The organism is Corallococcus sp. EGB, from assembly GCF_019968905.1.
Lineage (GTDB): Bacteria > Myxococcota > Myxococcia > Myxococcales > Myxococcaceae > Corallococcus.
Genome location: NZ_CP079946.1, coordinates 7,275,837 through 7,293,113 on the forward strand (window position 1 = coordinate 7,275,837; position 17,277 = coordinate 7,293,113).

At 70.8% G+C, this 17,277-nt stretch carries 15 protein-coding genes; 1 reads left to right on the forward strand and 14 read right to left on the reverse strand.

The window, feature by feature from the left end; translation table 11 throughout:
- Window positions 1-3 precede the first annotated feature (3 nt).
- The 12 genes from murC to mraZ are packed head-to-tail and all read right to left on the reverse strand — an operon-like array spanning window position 4 to window position 13,557.
- Entirely contained in the window at window positions 4-1,428 is a 1,425-nt protein-coding gene (murC, locus tag KYK13_RS29550) for a UDP-N-acetylmuramate--L-alanine ligase (RefSeq protein WP_223636396.1), read from the reverse strand.
- Window positions 1,425-2,576 carry an undecaprenyldiphospho-muramoylpentapeptide beta-N-acetylglucosaminyltransferase gene (gene murG, locus KYK13_RS29555; protein ID WP_223636399.1) on the reverse strand — a complete coding sequence of 384 codons (1,152 nt, stop codon included), beginning with the start codon at window positions 2,574-2,576 and terminating at the stop codon, window positions 1,425-1,427. The genes murC and murG overlap by 4 nt, the downstream gene beginning before the upstream one ends.
- Window positions 2,573-3,736 carry a putative lipid II flippase FtsW gene (ftsW, locus tag KYK13_RS29560; protein ID WP_223636402.1) on the reverse strand — a complete coding sequence of 388 codons (1,164 nt, stop codon included), beginning with the start codon at window positions 3,734-3,736 and terminating at the stop codon, window positions 2,573-2,575. The genes murG and ftsW overlap by 4 nt, the downstream gene beginning before the upstream one ends.
- Window positions 3,736-5,112 (reverse strand): UDP-N-acetylmuramoyl-L-alanine--D-glutamate ligase, encoded by a 1,377-nt coding sequence (murD, locus tag KYK13_RS29565; RefSeq protein WP_223636405.1) that lies wholly within the window; start codon window positions 5,110-5,112, stop codon window positions 3,736-3,738. Before murD ends, ftsW begins: the two co-directional genes overlap by 1 nt.
- A gap of 33 nt (window positions 5,113-5,145) precedes the next feature.
- Window positions 5,146-6,324 carry a phospho-N-acetylmuramoyl-pentapeptide-transferase gene (gene mraY / locus KYK13_RS29570; protein ID WP_223636407.1) on the reverse strand — a complete coding sequence of 393 codons (1,179 nt, stop codon included), beginning with the start codon at window positions 6,322-6,324 and terminating at the stop codon, window positions 5,146-5,148.
- The gene (gene murF / locus KYK13_RS29575; RefSeq protein WP_223636409.1) at window positions 6,324-7,724 is read right to left on the reverse strand and encodes a UDP-N-acetylmuramoyl-tripeptide--D-alanyl-D-alanine ligase; all 1,401 of its coding nucleotides are present in this window, start codon (window positions 7,722-7,724) and stop codon (window positions 6,324-6,326) included. Before murF ends, mraY begins: the two co-directional genes overlap by 1 nt.
- Before the next feature lie 28 nt (window positions 7,725-7,752).
- Complete coding sequence (locus KYK13_RS29580) at window positions 7,753-9,291, reverse strand: UDP-N-acetylmuramoyl-L-alanyl-D-glutamate--2,6-diaminopimelate ligase (protein ID WP_223636413.1); 1,539 nt, start codon at window positions 9,289-9,291, stop codon at window positions 7,753-7,755.
- A gap of 49 nt (window positions 9,292-9,340) precedes the next feature.
- On the reverse strand, window positions 9,341-11,362 hold the full coding sequence (locus KYK13_RS29585; protein ID WP_223636416.1) for a penicillin-binding protein: 2,022 nt from the start codon (window positions 11,360-11,362) through the stop codon (window positions 9,341-9,343).
- A complete protein-coding gene (ftsL, locus tag KYK13_RS29590; RefSeq protein WP_223636418.1) occupies window positions 11,359-11,751 on the reverse strand; it encodes a cell division protein FtsL in 393 nt (130 codons plus the stop codon). Before ftsL ends, KYK13_RS29585 begins: the two co-directional genes overlap by 4 nt.
- Window positions 11,748-12,653 carry a 16S rRNA (cytosine(1402)-N(4))-methyltransferase RsmH gene (gene rsmH / locus KYK13_RS29595; protein ID WP_223636421.1) on the reverse strand — a complete coding sequence of 302 codons (906 nt, stop codon included), beginning with the start codon at window positions 12,651-12,653 and terminating at the stop codon, window positions 11,748-11,750. Before rsmH ends, ftsL begins: the two co-directional genes overlap by 4 nt.
- Window positions 12,654-12,675: 22 nt before the next feature.
- The gene (locus KYK13_RS29600; RefSeq protein WP_223636423.1) at window positions 12,676-13,056 is read right to left on the reverse strand and encodes an STAS domain-containing protein; all 381 of its coding nucleotides are present in this window, start codon (window positions 13,054-13,056) and stop codon (window positions 12,676-12,678) included.
- Between the two features lie 48 nt (window positions 13,057-13,104).
- A complete protein-coding gene (gene mraZ, locus KYK13_RS29605) occupies window positions 13,105-13,557 on the reverse strand; it encodes a division/cell wall cluster transcriptional repressor MraZ (RefSeq protein ID WP_223636425.1) in 453 nt (150 codons plus the stop codon).
- Between the two features lie 239 nt (window positions 13,558-13,796).
- On the opposite strand from mraZ, the gene KYK13_RS29610 reads away from it, so the two are divergent.
- A complete protein-coding gene (locus KYK13_RS29610) occupies window positions 13,797-14,507 on the forward strand; it encodes a PilZ domain-containing protein (RefSeq protein WP_223636427.1) in 711 nt (236 codons plus the stop codon).
- Window positions 14,508-14,541: 34 nt separating this feature from the next.
- Here the strand turns inward: KYK13_RS29610 and KYK13_RS29615 are convergent, their stop codons facing one another.
- Window positions 14,542-16,350 carry an acyl-CoA dehydrogenase family protein gene (locus KYK13_RS29615; RefSeq protein WP_223636429.1) on the reverse strand — a complete coding sequence of 603 codons (1,809 nt, stop codon included), beginning with the start codon at window positions 16,348-16,350 and terminating at the stop codon, window positions 14,542-14,544.
- Window positions 16,351-16,529: 179 nt separating this feature from the next.
- Entirely contained in the window at window positions 16,530-17,183 is a 654-nt protein-coding gene (locus KYK13_RS29620) for a hypothetical protein (RefSeq protein WP_223636431.1), read from the reverse strand.
- Between the last annotated feature and the right edge of the window lie 94 nt (window positions 17,184-17,277).

Consider the following 17,277-nt stretch of genomic DNA (forward strand, 5'->3'; position numbering starts at 1 on the left):
GCCCTATCCGCCCTTCGCCGCGCCCATCAGGTTCAGCAGGTCCGGGCCCACCTGGGTGATGTCGCCCGCGCCGAGCGTCAGCACCAGGTCGCCCTCGCGCACGCGCTCCAGGAGCGCCCTGGCCACGTCCGCGCGCTTCTCCACGAACGTCACGTCGCGGTGGCCGTGCGCGCGGATGGCCTCCGCCAGCGCGTCGCCGGTGGCGCCCGGAATGGGCTCCTCACCCGCCGCGTAGACGCTGGTGACCAGGAGCACGTCCGCGTCGTTGAACGCGGTGGCGAACTCCTTCATCAGGTCGTGCGTGCGCGTGTAGCGGTGCGGCTGGAAGGCGGCCACCACCCGGCGGCCGAACGCGCGGCGCGCGCCGGACAGCGTGGCCATCACCTCCGTGGGGTGGTGCCCGTAGTCGTCCACCACGGTGACGCCGCCCGCCTCGCCGCGCACGGTGAAGCGGCGCTGCACGCCGCCGAACTCGGCCAGCGCGCCGCGCACCGTCTCCAGCGGGATGTCCATCTCCTCCGCGATGGCCACCACCGCCAGCGCGTTGAAGGCGTTGTGCGCGCCCACCATGCGCACCCGGAACTCGCCCAGGTCCTCGTCGCGGCGGAAGGCGCGGAAGGTGGTGGTGAAGCCGTCCAGCGCGATGCCCTCCAGCCGGTAGTCCGCCATGTGCGAGCTGCCGTAGGTGACGAAGCGCTTCTCGATGCGCGGCAGCAGCGCCTGGACGTTGGGGTTGTCCAGGCACAGCACGTTGAGGCCGTAGAACGGGACGCGGTTGCAGAACTCCACGAAGGCGGACTGGAGCGTCTCCAGGTCGCCGTAGTGGTCCATGTGCTCCGGGTCGATGTTGGTGACGACGGCGATGGACGGGTGCAGCTTGAGGAAGCTGCCGTCGGACTCGTCCGCCTCCACCACCATCAGCTCGCTCTTGCCCAGCTTGGCGTTGGAGTCGAGCACGTTCACCTTGCCCCCCACCACCGCCGTCGGGTCCAGGCCCGCCGCGGACAGCACCGTGGCCACCATGGACGTGGTGGTCGTCTTGCCGTGGCTGCCGGCGACGGCGACCGCGTACTTCAGGCGCATCAACTCCGCGAGCATCTCCGCGCGCGGGATGACGGGAATCTTGCGCTGGCGCGCCGCCAGGACCTCCGGGTTGTCCTTGCGCACCGCGGAGGAGATGACCACCACGTCCGCGTGCACCAGGTTGGACGCGCGGTGGCCCTCGTAGAGGGTGGCGCCCAGCTTCGCCAGGCGGCGGGTGATGTCGCTCTCGCGCAGGTCCGAGCCCGACACGCGGTAGCCCAGGTTGAGCAGCACCTCCGCGATGCCGCTCATGCCGATGCCGCCCACGCCCACGAAGTGCACGTGCGCCGCGTGGCGCGTCTTGAAGAGGCTGCCGGGCTTGTTGCTGACGTTCTTGCTGCTCATGCCTTGCTCCCCGGTGCCTTCTTCACGTCCTTCTGCCCTCGGTCGCGGCCGCCCGGGCCCCAGGCCTGGGTGGTGAGGTCCACGCACACGTCCGCCAGCTCCTTCGCCGCGGCGGGGCGGCCCAGGATGCCCGCCTTCTTCGCCATCTGCTTGAGCGTCGCCGGGTCCGTCATCAGGCCGCGCAGCGTCTCCGCCAGCTTCAGCCCGGTGAGCTCCGACTCGCGGAACATGATGGCCGCGCCCACGTCCACCAGCGCGCGGGCGTTGACCTCCTGGTGGTTGTCCGTGGCGTGCGGGAAGGGCACCAGGATGCTGGGCTTCTTGCACACCGTCAGCTCCGCCAGCGACGTGGCGCCCGCGCGGCAGATGACCAGGTCCGCCTTCGCGTAGGCGGAGGACATGTCGTCGATGAACTCCACCACCTGCGCCACGTCCGCGAAGCCCCTGTCCGCGTAGCCCTTCTTCACGTTCTCCAGGTCCAGCTTCCCCGTCTGGTGGACGATGGAGATCTGGTCCTTCACGTCGGCCAGGGAGTCCAGCGCCTCCAGCACGCGGTTGTTGAGGCCGCGCGCGCCCAGGCTGCCGCCGAAGATGAGGACGGAGAACTTCTCGTGCGCCGCGCTGCTGCGCAGGTAGTTGTCCATCAGCTTCTTGCGGATGGGGTTGCCAATCATCTGCACCTTGGCTTCGGGGAAGTGCTTGCGCGCCTCCTCGAAGGAGGTGAAGACGACCTTCACGATGCGGCCCAGCACCTTGTTGGTGAGCCCGGGCAGCGCGTTCTGCTCCTGGATGGCGGTGGGGATGCCCATCAGCCACGCGGCCAGCACCACCGGGCCGCTCGCGTAGCCGCCCACGCCCACCACCACGTCCGGCTTCTGACGCGACAGGATGCGGAGCGACGCGAGGAACGCCAGCGGCAGCGCGATGAGCCCCTTGATGAGGCCGAGGAGGCCCTTGCCCTTGAGCCCCTGCACCTTCACCAGTTCCAGCGGGTAGCCCTCCTTGGGCACCACGCGCGCCTCCAGGCCCTTCTCCGTGCCCACGAAGACCACTTCGTTGGCCGGATGGCGCGTGACGACCTCCTCCGCCAGCGCGATGCCCGGGAACAGATGGCCGCCGGTGCCGCCGCCCGCGATGAGCACCTTCACGCCGTCACCTCCCGCAGGTCCGTCGTGCCCGTGCGCACCGGCCGCGACGCGCCCTGGGTGTTGGCGCTCAACGACAACAGCACGCCCGCCGACCCCATCAGCACCACCAGCGACGTGCCGCCGTAGGACACGAACGGCAGCGTCAGGCCCTTCGTGGGGAGCAGCCCCATGGCCACGCACATGTTCACCGTGGCCTGGAACGCGATGATGGAGCTGATGCCCAGGCCCAGGTACGTGCCGAAGGTCTCCCCCGCCGCCAGGGCCGCGCGGACGCCGCGCCACAGGACGACGGCGTACAGCACCACCAGCAGCCCCACACCGATGAGCCCCAGCTCCTCGCCGAGGATGGAGAAGATGAAGTCCGTGTGCGCCTCCGGCAGGAAGAACAGCTTCTGCCGGCCGTCGCCCAGCCCCAGGCCGGTGATGCCGCCCGAGCCGATGGACATCAGCGACTCCGCCACCTGGTAGCCCACGTCGTGCCGGTGGGCCCATGGGTCCAGGAACGCGAGGATGCGCTTCATGCGGTAGGGGCTGGTCGCGACGGCGACGAAGGCCAGCGGCAGCGCGAGCAGCACCGAGCCCACCAGGTACGACAGCTTCGTGCCCGCCGCGAACAGCAGCACGAAGAGCATGAACACCAGCAGCACGCTGCTGCCGAAGTCCGGCTGGAGCATGCACAGCAGCACCAGGATGCCGCACAGGGCCAGGTGCGGCAGGAAGCCGATGGAGAACGTGGCCACCTTCTCCCGCTTCTTCGCCAGCGAATAGGACAGGTACACGAGCCACGCGAACTTGGCGATCTCCGCCGGCTGGAGGCTGAAGCCCGGCAGGCGGATCCACCGCCGCGCGCCGCCCGCCGTGGTGCCGATGCCCGGGATGGCCACCGCGATGAGCAGCACGATGGCGATGAGCAGCAGCGGGTACGCCATGCGCGCCAGCTTGCGCCACCCCAGCTTCATGGCCACCGCCATGGCCACGAGGCCCAGGCCCGCGGCGGACAGCTGGCGCTTGAGGAAGTAGAGGCTGTCGCCCAGCTTGTCCTGCGCGAGCACGGCGCTGGCCGAGTACGTCATCACCAGGCCCAGCGCCACCAGCGCCAGCACCGCGCACAGGAGGATCGGATCGAACCGCACGGGGGCGGCCGGAGGAGAGGTCTTCATCACGGTCGGAGCGCCCCGACGAGGCGCTTGAACGTGTCGCCCCGGTCCTCGAAGTTCTTGAACTGATCGTACGACGCGCACGCCGGGGACAGGAGCACCGTGTCCCCCGCCCTCGCGACCTCGCGGGCCTTCCTCACCGCCGCGTCCAGCGTGCCGCACGCGTGCACCGGAGCGTCGTTCGCGTACGCCCGCGCCAGCACGTCCGCGTCCTGGCCAATGGTGAGCACGCCCTTCACCTTGCCCCGCCCCGCCTCCACCATGGGCGCGTACGGCGCGCCCTTGCCCTTGCCGCCCGCGATGAGCCACACGTCGCCGGCGAACGCCTTGAGCGCCACCAGCACGGAGTCCACGTTGGTGGCCTTGGAGTCGTTCACCCACTCCACGCCGTCCAGCACGCGCACGCTCTCCAGACGGTGCGCCAGGCCCGGGTAGCTGTCCAGGCCCGCCTGCACCGCGTCCGTCGCCACGCCGCCCAGCCGGGCCAGCAGCGCCGCCGCCATCGCGTTCTGCGCGTTGTGCGCGCCCCGGAGCGAGCGGTTGGTGAGCGTGTAGGACTCGCCCGCGAACTCCAGTTCGAAGCCGCCGGGCTTCGCGATGGCCAGCCCCGCCAGCTTCGGCGCGTCCACCACCGGGCGGCCCGTGACGCTGAAGCCGTAGACGGGCACGCGAGCGGAGGTGGCCAGCCCCATCACCGCCGCGTCGTCCGCGTTCACCACGGCGAAGTCGCTGCCACCCTGCTGGTTCATGAAGATGCGCGCCTTGGCCGCGCCGTACTCGGCGTGGTTGGCGTAGCGGTCCAGGTGGTCCGGCGTGAGGTTGAGGATGGCCGCGCCCGTGGGCTTGAGCTGGTGGATGCCTTCCAACTGGAAGCTGGACAGCTCCACCACCAGCGCGTCCCAGTCCCCGGGCGACAGGGCGGCCTCGGCCAGCGGGCGCCCCAGGTTGCCGCCCACGAAGGTGCGCAGGCCCGCCTTCGCGTACAGCTCGCCGGTGAGCGCCGTGGTGGTGCTCTTGCCGTTGGTGCCGGTGATGCCCAGGAAGCGGAGGCCCTCCAGGAAGCGGCCCGCGAGCTCGACCTCGCCCCACACCGGGACGCCGGACGTGCGCGCGGCCTCCAATTCCGGCAGGGACAGCGGCACGCCCGGGCTCACCACCACCAGGTCCTGGCGGGTGAGCAGCCCGGGGGGCGTGGCGCCGGTGACGAGCGTCACCCCCCTGGCGTGCAGCTCCTTCGCGACGTCACCGAGCGCATCCTCGGAGCGCGCGTCCAGCGCCGTCACCTTCGCGCCGTGCTGGACGAGCAGCCGGAGCGCCGCGACGCCGCTCTTGGCCAGCCCGAACACCGCGACCTTCCGACCGGACAGCGAGGGATTCATGGGGGCGGGCCGACCTCGATGGGGGCAATGCGACTAGCGCAGTTTCAGGGACAGCAGGGCCACGCCACCACAGAGGATGGCGACAATCCAGAAACGCACGATGATCTTCGGCTCGGCCAATCCCTTGAGCTCGAAGTGATGGTGCACGGGCGCCATCTTGAAGACGCGCTTGCCCGTCATCTTGAAGGACGCCACCTGGATCATCACGGAGAGCGCCTCCGCGAAGAAGATGCCGTGGATGATGGCGGACACCACCTCGTTCTTGGAGAACACCGCCAGCCCGCCCAGCGCGCCGCCCAGGGCCAGGGAGCCGATGTCGCCCATGAACACGGACGCCGGGTAGGTGTTGAACCAGAGGAAGGAGATGCCCGCGCCCACGATGCTCGCGCAGAAGACGGCCAGCTCCGCGCCGCCCGGCACCTGGAGGATGCCCAGGTAGCGGTACAGCGGCGTGGCCGTGAGCTTGGCGACGCCGTTCACCGTCTCCGAGTCCGCGATGTGCAGCGTGGTGCCCGCCACGTAGCAGAGCACGCAGAAGGTCACCGCCGACACGATGGTGGGCACGATGGCCAGGCCGTCCAGGCCGTCCGTGAGGTTCACCGCGTTGGACGTGCCCACGATGACGATCCACGCGAACACCACGTAGAACCAGCCCAGGTCCGGGTTGAACCAGTGCGACGGCACGAAGGGCAGCGTGAGCCGCGTGTCGATGAGCAGCGTGGGCCCGAACGAGCCGTCCGCCTTCGTCCACGTGCACATCAGGCCGAAGATGGCGATGAGGAAGAAGAGCGTCTGCAGCGCCATCTTCTTGCGCCCGGCCAGGCCCTTGGAGTTGCGCTTGGACAGCTTCAGCCAGTCATCCAGGAAGCCGATGAAGCCGTAGCCGAAGGTGAGGAGGATCATCACCCAGACGCCGCGCGACTTCAGGTCCGCGAACAGCAGCGTGCCCGCCGCGATGCAGATGAGGATGAGCGCGCCACCCATGGTGGGCGTGCCCTTCTTCTTCTGGTGGCTGTCCGGGGTGTCCTCGCGCACGTTGCTCTGCCCGTGCTGCTTCAGGCGCAGCCGCGCGATGAGGCGCGGGCCGATGACCATCCCCAGGAGCAGGGCGAAGACGCCCGCGGCGACGATGCGGAAGGTCGGGTAGCGCAGGAAGTTGAGGACGCGCCCGGCCTCGGTGTTCTGGATGAGCTCGTACAGAAGGTACAGCACTAGTGACTCCCTCCGGGGGGGGCCGCGCCCGTCAGGGCCGCCACCACGCGCTCCAGTCGCATGCCGCGACTGGCCTTCACCAGCACCACGTCACCGGGCAGAAGCCGGGGCGTCAACCACGCCACCAATGGCTCCACCTCGGTGAAGTGGGCGGCGGAATCTCCCATGTCCGCGCTCCCGTGGCCGCCCGCGGACCGGGGGCCGAAGAACGCGACCAGCTTCGCGTGCCGCGCGACGAGCTCCCCCAGCCGGGCGTGCTCCTGCGCCTCGCCCGCGCCCAGCTCCAGCATGTCGCCCAGCACCGCCACCGCCCGTCCGCCCTCCGGCACCAGCGTGCCCAGCGTGACGAGCGCGGCCTCCATGGAGGCCGGGTTGGCGTTGTAGCAGTCGTCCACCACCGTGACGCCGTTCCTGCCGTCCACGATGTTGAGCCTTCGCGCGTACGGCCGCGCGGACTCCAGCCCCTTCACGCACTCCTCCGGGGAGTAGCCCAGGGCCAGCGCCGTCGCGAACGCCGCCGTCGCGTTCTGCGCGTTGTGCGGCCCCACGAAGTGCAGGCGCACCGGCCAGTCCTTCCCCTGGTAGCGCACGGTGGCCACCATGCCGTCGCGGCCCAGCGTGTGGACGGCGGTGAGGCGCACGTCCGCCCCCTCCGCCCGGCCGAACGTCAGCTGCTTCGCGCCGCTGCGCGCGGCCTGGCGCACGATGAGCGCGTCGTCGACGTTGATGACCGCGGTGGCCTGGGGCAGGAGCTCGCGGAACATCTCCCCTTCCGCCTCCGCCACGCCCTCCAGGCTGCCCAGGCCCTCCAGGTGCTCCGGCTGGACCACGGTGATGACACCGGCGTCCGGCTGCACCTTGCGCGTGAGCCGCTCGATTTCGCCCGGCTGGTTCATCCCCACTTCGATGACGGCCGCCACGTGGGACGGCTCCAGCCGGAAGAGCGTGAGCGGGACGCCCACCTCGTTGTTGAAGTTGCCCTCCGTCTTCAGCGCCGGGCCCCGGGTGGCCAGGATGGCGCCCACCATCTCCTTGGTGGTCGTCTTCCCGTTGGAGCCCCCCACCGCCGCCACCGGAATCTGGAAGCGGCGGCGGTGCAGCGCGCCCAGGCCGCCCAGCGCGGCCAGGGTGTCGTCCACCTCGTAGAGGGCGAAGCCCGGGGGCAGGGCCGGCAGCGCCCTCCCCCGCTTCACCACCGCCCCCGCCGCGCCCTGACGTTGGGCGCCGTCCACGAAGTCGTGGGCGTCGAAGCGCTCGCCCTGCAGCGCCACGAAGAGGCACCCGGGGGTGAGCGACCGCGTGTCGGTGCAGACGGCGGGGAAGCCCGCTTCCACGGGCTCCCCGCGGCGGGTCGCGCCCGTCGCCTGCACCACCTCGTCATCGGAGAATCGAGCGGCCATGAAGGGGGGATGTGGCCTTTGCGGGGGGTCAGCCCGGGATGCGGTTGGCCAGCGCGCGCGCGGCGACCTCGCGGTCGTCGAACTTGAGCTTCTCGGTGCCCACCGTCTGGTAGGTCTCGTGGCCCTTGCCGGCGATGAGGACGACGTCGTCGTCCTTGGCCAGGTTGATGACCTGCTCGATGGCGGAGCGGCGGTCCGCGTCCACGAGGTAGCCCTTCTCCCCGTTCTTCGCCTTGCCCTCGGAGATGCGGCGCAGGCCGCCCTTCTCCAGGCCCGGCGTCACCTGGGAGATGATCTCCTCCGGATCCTCCGTGCGCGGGTTGTCGCTGGTCACCATCACCAGGTCCGCGCCCTCGGCGGCCACGGTGCCCATCAGCGGGCGCTTGCCCTTGTCGCGGTCGCCGCCGCAGCCGAAGACGACGATGACGCGACCCTTGGCCAGCGCGCGCGCCGCCTCGATGGAGCGCTTGAGCGCGTCATCCGTGTGCGCGTAGTCCACCAGCACCGCCGGCGCCGGGCCGCCGCGGTGGTTCTCCGCGCGGTCCATGCGGCCGGCCACGCCGGTGACCAGCTCGATGCCGCTCTTCACGTCCGAGCGGCTGATGCCCGCGCCCAGCGCGATGCCGGCGGCGAGCATGATGTTCTCCAGGTTGTGGGGCCCCAGGAGCTTGCTCTTCACCTTGATGTCGCCCGCGGGCGTCTTCAGGGTGGCCTCGATGCCCTTGAGCGAATAGGTGGCGTCCGCGGCGGAGATCTCCCCCGCGCCCGTGCGGCTGAACTTCCACGCCATGCGCTTCTGGCCGCGCAGCTCGTTGTAGATGCGGCTGGCGAAGGTGTCGTCGCCGTTCACCACGGCGGTGCCGGAGGCGCCCAGGTTCTCCACGAAGAGCTTGCGCTTCACCTGGAAGTAGTCCTCCAGGTCCTTGTGGTAGTCCAGGTGGTCGCGCGACAGGTTGCTGAAGCCCGCGGCCTTGAAGGTGAGCCCGTGCACGCGCTCCTGCGCGAGCGCGTGGCTGGAGACCTCCATCACCACCGTCTCCACGCCCGCGTCCACCATCTCGCGGAAGATGCGGTGCAGCTCCAGCGGGTCCGGGGTGGTGTTGGCCAGCTCCGTCGTCTTGCCGCCGAACTTGTAGCCCAGCGTGCCGATGACGCCCGGCGCCGGTGAGCCGGTGTACATGGCGGCCGTGGCGAGGATGGCCTCCAGGAGGTAGGTGGTGGTCGTCTTCCCGTTGGTGCCGGTGACGCCCAGGAGCGTCAGCTTGTCCGCGGGGCGGCCGTGGAAGTTCGCCGCGATGAGCGCCAGCGCCTTGCGCGCGCTGCTCACCTTGAAGAACGGCACCTGCGAGGACTGCCCCTGCTTCTCCGACACCACGGCGACCGCGCCGCGCGACACGGCTTCACCAATGAACTGGGCCCCGTCTTCCTTCAGGCCCGGCACGGCGATGAAGAGATCCCCCGGCTTCACGCGCCGCGAATCCTGCGTCACGCCCGTGACGTCGACCGCGGAACGGCCGCCCGAGGTCTGCTCGGCTCCACACCCTGCGAGGACATCCGTCAGCTTCATCTCTTCCCCTTCACACACATTGCTTGCGGGGCCTGGAAAGGACCCGGCCTCATTGCCGCGTCGCCAGTTCCAGCGTCACCCGGGCCCCCTTCTCCACCAGCGCGCCGGCGGGGGGGGTCTGAGATACGACTCGTCCACTTCCCTGCAGTTGTGGCTCCAACGCCGCGGCGAGCAGCTTCACCACGGCTTCACGTCCCGCCTGGCCCTGGACGTCCGGCACACGCACCGTGCCGGGCTCCGGGGTCTCGGTCACCGCGTCCTCCAGGTCGGCCCGCGCGGGCACGGCCTTCGCCAGCGCCTTCGGTGCCGGAGGGGGCACCACGGGCGCGGCGGCCGCGGCCACCTCGGCGGGTGCCACCGTGCGGGACGGGGGCACGGCCAGGTGGGCCATGGCGGCGGTAGCGATTTCCTTGAAGGCAGGGGCAGCCACGTTCCCCCCGTATACGTCTGTCTTGGGTTCGTCCACCACCACGAGAATCACGACACGCGGGGCCTCGGCTGGCACCATGCCCGCGAACGACGCGATGCGTTTGTCGGAATACCCCCGCGCCACGGGGTCCGCCTTCTGCGCCGTGCCCGTCTTGCCGGCCACCCGGTAGTCGTCCATGGCGGCCTTGGGCGCGGTCCCTCCCTTGACCACCACGCTCTCGAGCATGCCCACCACCTGACGCGCCACCTTCGGGGAGACCACCCGCCGGAGCTCCGTGGGCTGGTTCTCCAGCAGCACCACGCCGTCCGCGTCCACCACCTTGGAGACGAGGTACGGGCGCATCAGCACGCCATCGTTGGCCAGTGCACCGTAGGCCGCCGTCAGCTGCACGGCGGTGGCCGTCATGCCCTGGCCGAAGGCCTGGGTGGCCAGGGAGATGTCCGATTTCGGAAACGGGATGACGCCGCGGCTCTCGCCGGTGAGGGCCAGGCCCGTGCGCTCGGCGAAGCCGAAGGCGTGGTAGGCGGCGACGAACTTCTCGCGGCCCAGGGCCTCGGCGACCTTCGCGGAGCAGATGTTGGAGGACACCTGGAGGATGCCCTGCGCGTTGAGCCAGCCGTGCGGGTGGGTGTCCCGGATGGTGTGACGGCCGATGCGCAGGGCGCCGTTCTCACAGAAGAACAGCTGGTCCGGGGTGATGGCCTTCTCTTCCAGCGCGGCGGCCACCACGAAGGACTTCATGGTGGAGCCGGGCTCGAAGGAGTCCAGCGCGGCGCGGTTGCGGATGGCGTTCTTCACGCCGTCCTCGGGCGTGTTGGGGTTGAAGCGCGGGTTGTTGGCGATGGCCAGGATTTCACCGGTGCGCGGGTCCAGCACCACCGCCATGCCCGCCACCGCCTTGGCGTCCTCCACGGCCTTGGCCAGCGCCTTCTCCGCGACGTACTGGAGGTGGCGGTCCAGCGTGAGCGTCACCGCGGCGCCCTGGCGCTCCAGCGGATCCATGGCGCCCTGGACCATCAGCTTGCGGCCCTTGGCGTCGCGGAAGCCGGAGGTGCGCGAGTTCTGCCCGGACAGCTCGTCCTCGAAGGCCAGCTCCAGGCCCTCCAGGCCGTGGCCATCCGTGCCCACCATGCCCACGACGTGCGCGCCCAGCTCCCGCTGGGGATAGAAGCGCTTGGGCTCCTTGGTGAAGCCCAGGCCCGGCAGGCCCAGCGCCTTCACCGCCTCCACCTCCTGGGGCTTCGCCTGGCGCTTCACCCACGCGAAGCGCTTGGCGCGCGACAGGCGCGCGGTCAGGTCCCCGCCGTCCACGTGCACGGCGCGGGCGAGCTGACGGGCCGCCTGCGGCACGTCGGGGAGCATGGACGGGTCCACCCAGATGGAGTCCACCTCCACGCTCTGCGCGAGCGGCGTGCCGCGACGGTCGAAGATGTCACCGCGCCGGGCTGGGATGTCGATCTGCCGGACGTACTGGTCCTGCGCCAGGCCCCGGAGCTTCTCCTGCTGGAAGACCTGGAGGTAGACCGCGCGGCCGAACGCCGTCCCCAGGAGCACCAGGAACAGCCCGAACAAGAGCTGGACCCGCAGCTTGAGGCCCTTCGTGTTCGACTCCGGAATCCGCGCGCTCTTGAGGTCCCTCACCGCGCGGTCCCCCGCTCCGCCACGCGGACGGCGGGCGCCGCCGAGCGGGCCTGCGCGGTGCTGGAGCCCTTCACGCGGTCCTCCGCGAGGGACACCACCGCGCCGCCCTTGGGCATGGCCATGCCCAGCTGCTCGCGGGCCACGCGCTCCAGGCGGGCCGGGGCCTTGAGCGTGGCCAGCTCCAGCTTGAGCCGGTCGTTCTCCCGGGTGAGCGAGCGGTTTTCGCCCTCCGCGTTGGACAGGCGGTAGCCCATGTCCACCACCAGCACGCGGCTGGTGACGTGGAGGATGCCCACGGCCGCGAACAGGGTGAAGAGCGCGACGGCGGGCAAGAGGTGCATCAGCACGCGGGCCACGGACACGGAGGGACGCGAGAGGGCCTTGCTCATCGGATTTTCTCCACCGCGCGCAGGTGCGCGCTGCGAGAGCGGGGGTTGGCCTCGACTTCCGCTTCGGAAGCCGCGACGGCCTTCTTGGACACGAGGGCGAAGTCCCCCTGGCTGTTGCACACGCACACCGGGAAGCCCGGCGGACACGTGCACCCGCCCACCAGGGCGCGGAAGGCTTCCTTCACCTTCCGGTCCTCCAGGGAGTGGAAGGAGATGACCGCGGCGCGGCCGCCCACCTTGAGCAGCGACGGCAGCGCGGCGAGCAGCGCGTCCAGCGCCTCCAGCTCGCCGTTCACCGCCATGCGCAGGGCCTGGAAGGTGCGGGTGGCCACGTGGATGCGGTCCGGCCACGCCTTGCGCGGCACCGCCCGCTTCACCACCTCCGCGGCCTCCAGCGTGCGCTGGGGCAGCGCCTTCTTGAGCTCCCGCGCGATGGGCCTCGCGAAGGGCTCCTCCCCATAGTCCTTGAGCAGCTTCGCCAGGTCGCGCTCGTCCGTCCCGGCGATGAGCTCCGCGGCGGTGATGCCGCTGTCGCCCATGCGCATGTCCAGCGGGCCGTCCTTCATGAAGGAGAACCCGCGCTCGGCCACGTCCAGCTGGGGCGAGGACACGCCCAGGTCCACCAGCACGCCGTCCACGGGGAGCAGGTCCTCCGCGACGCGGGGAAGGTCCGCGAAGTTGCCCTGCCGGGCCTGGAAGCGCGCGTTGCCCCCCATGCGGGCGGTGGCCGCGGCCAGCGCCACGGGGTCCCGGTCCACGCCCACCACCGTGGCGCCCCGGGCGAGCAGCGCCTGGGTGTGCCCTCCGCCGCCGAGCGTCCCGTCGAGGATGATCTTGCCCTCCGCCGGGTTCAGCAGCTCCACCGTCTCGTGGAGCAGGACGGTCTGGTGCTGGAAGTCCACGGAAGGGGCCTTGGGTGGGGGGTCAGACGAAGGGAGCGCGCGCGAGCTGGAAGGCGGCCCGGGCATCGTGCATGTGCGGGTACAGCTCGAAGGCGTCATGGGCGCCGGCCGCGCGGAAGATGGCGGCCAGGTACGGCGACAGGCCGGACAGCTTCACGTCCCCACCGGCGCGGCGGAACGCGTCCGCGCGGGCCATCAGCGGGCGCACGCCGCGGTAGTTCAGGTGCGACACGTCCGCGAAGTCGAGCACCACCTGGCGCGTGCCCCGGTGCAGCCGGTGCATCAGGTCCTCGCACAGCTTGAGGAGGTCCGCCTCCTCCAGCTCGCCCTCGAGCATGAGCGTCTCCACGCGCTCGGACGCCATCACCGCCCTGCTCCGACGAACCTCCTGCAGCTGGTCCATGCGCCTGCCCACCCTTCTCTTGCGAACTCGAGGCTGTCGACTTCCTGGCTACGGCTGGCGCAACTCGCCCAGCACCCGCAACACGTCCTGGGAGGTGGCTTCCTGGCGCGCGTCCTCCTGCGCCTTCGCCCAGCCTTCCTGGCTCCAAAGCTCAATCACCTTCACCATCCCCGCCCACACCACGTCCTTCTCCAACTTCGCGTACGCCCTGAGCGACGGCGGGATGAGCAACCGCCCCAGCTTGTCCAGCGGGCACTCCTGCGCGCTGGCCACGTACAGCCGCATCAACGTCTTGACCCCGGGCTCCATGGGGTTGCGCCGGGCGAGCGCGGTCTCCAACGCCTCCCACTCCCGCACCGGATAGGCGTGGAGGCAGGGGTCCAGGGCCGTGGTGACGATGAGCCGCTCGTCGTAGGCGCCCACCAGCGTCTCCCGCAGCTTGGCCGGGAGGCTGGTGCGCCCCTTCGCGTCGATCTGGTGCTCATAGACGCCTCGGAACACGTGGGACGATCCACCTTTTCAGCCCGGCACGGGACGGACCACCACTCCTTCCCACTTCTTACCCCTCTGACGGCCGGCATACATACGCGCCCCCCCCAGGGGGGTCAAGAAACCGCGCAACAGGCTGGAACACCGCGAGCCCGGGGCCGGACATCCCCCAGGGCACCTGCCGCACGGCCTACCTTCAGGGGTGGGGCAAACTTGAGTTCTTCCGCTCCCAGGCTGAGACTGACGGGCGCGTGAGCACGAACGTTCGCCTGAAGGTGGCCTACAAGACCCCGCAGTCGCTGGTCGGTGAGTACACCCGCAGCGTGGGTCAGGGCGGCGTCACCCTGGAGACGCGCAAGGCCCTGCCGCTGGGCACCCGGTTCACCTTCGAGCTGCACGCGGGCGGCATGCCGCGCCCGGTGGAGGTGCTGGGCGAGGTCGTCCGGGTGGAGCCGCGCCCCGGCGAGCGCTTCCTGCTCACGGTGCGCTACGACGGCGCGGAGGATCGCAGCGCGCTGGACGCGGTGCTCCAGTTCATCTTCGCCCAGGAGGAGCAGCACGGCCTGCGCCGCTTCCCGCGCCTGCCGCTGCACCTGCGCGCGCGCGAGGGAGACCCCCGGGCGCCGTTCTTCTACGTGCGCGACATCTCCCGCGGCGGCGTGGGCCTGGAGGTGGATGCCCCCGCCCTGCCCCGCGAGGTGCTGGTGGGCACGCCCTTCTTCATGGAGATGGACATGAAGGAGGGGCCGCTCCTGCTCCACGGCGAGGTGGCGTGGACGTCGACGGTGCCGCGCAAGGGCGTGGCGCAGGCGGTGACGCCGGGCTTCGGCGCGACGTTCGGCCGGCTGCGGCCGGAGATGGTCCAGCGCCTGGAGGACCTGATGGCGCTGGAGCACCTGCCGCCCGCACCCTGGCGGGCCCGGGTCAGCTTCGGCCTGGATGCCGTGTCGCGGATGCCCTGACGCGAAGGCCAGGGCACCCGCGCGCTTCAAGCGGTTACAGCGGGTTGTACGGGTAGCCGCCGGCCTCCTCCAGGCCCGCGACGATGGTCTCACGCAGCTCCGCCGGGTCGTACGCCGTGAAGGCGTCCAGCGCGGAGAGGCGCTTCAACTCCAGCGCGAGCGCGTCCCCCTTGAGCGTGGCGCAGAGGGCGCGGCGGGTGCGCTCGAAGGCGCGCGAGGTGGACTCCATCGCGTACAACCGCACCAGCGCCACGCGCACCGGGTCCAGCACGCCACCGGTGGCGGCCTGACGGGTGCGCGTCACCATGGAGTCCAGCGCGTACGCATCCATCACCACGTCCGCCAGCGAGGCCATGACCTCCTGGTGCTTGTCCAGCTCCGCGCCAAAGGCCTCGGCGGCCAGGCGCATGCCGTGGATGGCCAGGTGCTTGGCGCACTCGGCGGCGATCTCCTCATGGGCCAGCGCGTCGTGGCGGCCCGCGCGGGGACGCTCGCCCCGGCCCAGTTCTTCCGCCACGGCGCGCGCCTGGGCGAACAGCGGCAGGTCGCCCTTCACGGCGCGCTTGAGGAGCATGCCGGTGATCAGCATCCGGTTGATCTCGTTGGTGCCCTCGAAGATGCGGTTGATGCGCGCGTCGCGGTAGGCGCGCTCCACCGGGTACTCCTCGATGTAGCCGGCGCCGCCGTGCACCTGCACGGCGTCGTCCACCAGGAAGCCGATGGCCTCCGAGCCGAAGACCTTCATGATGGAGGCCTCGGTGGCGAACTCCTCCATCGCGGCGATGACGTGCGCGTCGTAGTCCTTCTCCGAGCGCTCCTTGGCCGCGAGCCGCCCGTCCACCAGGCCGGCCGTGCGGTACGTCATGCTCTCCACCGCGTAGACGAGCGAGGCCATGCGCGCGAGCTTCTCGCGGATGAGCGGGAACGTGGCGATGGGCGCCTTGAACTGCTTGCGCTCCTGCGCGAACTTGAGCGCGTTCTGCAGTTGCAGCTTCATGCTCCCGATGACGCCCGCGCCCAGCTTCAGCCGGCCGTAGTTGAGGATGTTGAAGGCGATGCGGTGGCCCTTGCCCAGTTCGCCGAGCAGGTTCTCCACGGGCACTCGCGCGTCCTCGAAGTAGAGCGGGCACGTGGACGAGCCGCGGATGCCCATCTTGTGCTCCTCCGGGCCCACGGTGAGGCCCGGGGTGTCCTTCTCCACGATGAAGCCGGTGAACTTGTCGCCGTCCACCTGCGCGAAGACGACGAACACGTCCGCGAAGGCCGCGTTGGTGATGTAGAGCTTGGAGCCGTTGAGCACGTAGTGCTTGCCGTCGGCGGACTTCACCGCCTTCGTCTTCGCCCCGCGCGCGTCGCTGCCGCTGCCCTGCTCCGTCAGCGCGTACGCGGCGACCCACTCCCCCGTGGCGAGCCTGGGCAGGTACTTCGCCTTCTGCGCCTCATTGCCGAACCACACGATGGGCAGCGACCCGATGCCGGTGTGCGCGCTGGACGTCACCGACCAGGAGCCCAACAGGCTCATGGCCTCCGCGAGCAGGAGCGACGTCGTCTTGTCCAGGCCCGTGCCGCCGTAGGTTTCGGAAATGTCCACGCTCAGCAGCCCCAGCTCGCCCGCGCGGCGCAGGAGGTCGCGCAGGAGCGCGTTGTCCTTGCCCTCGATGCGCGCGGCCTGGGGCAGCACCTGTTCGCGGCAGAACTGGAGCGCCGTCTTGAAGAAGAGCCGCTGCTCCTCGGAGAAGCCTTCCGGCGTGAGGATGCGGGCTGAGCCCACCTCCTGGAAGAGGAAGGCGCCCCCGGAGAGGACGTCCTGGGGACGGGCAGTGGGCTCGGTTGCGGCGACCATCGACGACCTCCGGGAGGGAGCATGGCCCTCCAAAGCCTTCAGGAAAAAAGGCGCGCGGCACATTAGGGCGCGCGGACCGTTGGGGGTAGTAGCGGCGCGGCACTCGCGAGTCCACGCGACGAAGCCTCCACGCGGAGTGCGTGCCCGGCCGCCAGCCGTGTCGGGCCCACCGCACCCGGTTACGGGAGCCCTGCGTCCGTCGCCGGCCGGGGCGTGGGGTACACGAGGCAGAGCGTGTCGAAGAGCCCCTCTTCCGGCGCGACGTACGTGCCGCCGAGCGCCCGGACCGCCTGAACCACCTCCGTCCCGAACGAAGGGACGAGGCACAGGTCGTCCGACGTGGTGAAGCGCGTCTTCAGCCGGGCCAGCTCCCGCCGCAGCGTCGCGAGGTCCTGGCGCCCGCCGCGCACCGGTACGGACGGGCCGTTGCGGTCCGGCCCCGGCAGCTTGCCCACGCTGGTCGTCAGCTCGAAGCCATCCGCGCGCTGGATGATGCGCAGCTTGCCGGGCGCCACCTCCTCCAGCCACGCCCGGAAGCCCTGTTCATCGCGCAGCACCACCCGGTAGGCCACCGGCGCGTCCGGGTGCTGAAGCCACACCACCGCCGCCTGCGTGCGCAAGACCGCCAGCGCGCCGGACACCTGCGCGAGGAACGTGTCCGCGTCCTCCACCACGACGAGCACGTCCCTTCCCCGCACCCGCTCCGCGAGCCGGCTCGCGTCCTGTGTCCGGGCCGGCGTGAAGGTCTCCGTGCCCAGGCGCACCAGGTCCCCTGAAAGCCCCAGCCGGAGGACGCCGTCCGGAGCGGGCTCGCCATGGACGGGCGCGGACACCGGCGCGACGGTCGCGTCCGCCCAGGAGCCGGCGTCCTGGGGAGCAGGGGCAGCAGCCCCCGTTTCCACCCGCAGTGGGGTCGAGGAAGACGCA

What these genes read in the sequence shown, in the direction of transcription:
- murC (WP_223636396.1), bottom strand. Translation starts at nt 1,428, where the DNA reads ATGAGCAGCAAGAACGTCAGCAACAAGCCCGGCAGCCTCTTCAAGACG.
- ftsW (WP_223636402.1), bottom strand. Translation starts at nt 3,736, where the DNA reads ATGAAGACCTCTCCTCCGGCCGCCCCCGTGCGGTTCGATCCGATCCTC.
- murD (WP_223636405.1), bottom strand. Translation starts at nt 5,112, where the DNA reads ATGAATCCCTCGCTGTCCGGTCGGAAGGTCGCGGTGTTCGGGCTGGCC.
- murF (WP_223636409.1), bottom strand. Translation starts at nt 7,724, where the DNA reads ATGGCCGCTCGATTCTCCGATGACGAGGTGGTGCAGGCGACGGGCGCG.
- KYK13_RS29580 (WP_223636413.1), bottom strand. Translation starts at nt 9,291, where the DNA reads ATGAAGCTGACGGATGTCCTCGCAGGGTGTGGAGCCGAGCAGACCTCG.
- ftsL (WP_223636418.1), bottom strand. Translation starts at nt 11,751, where the DNA reads ATGAGCAAGGCCCTCTCGCGTCCCTCCGTGTCCGTGGCCCGCGTGCTG.
- KYK13_RS29600 (WP_223636423.1), bottom strand. Translation starts at nt 13,056, where the DNA reads ATGGACCAGCTGCAGGAGGTTCGTCGGAGCAGGGCGGTGATGGCGTCC.
- KYK13_RS29615 (WP_223636429.1), bottom strand. Translation starts at nt 16,350, where the DNA reads ATGGTCGCCGCAACCGAGCCCACTGCCCGTCCCCAGGACGTCCTCTCC.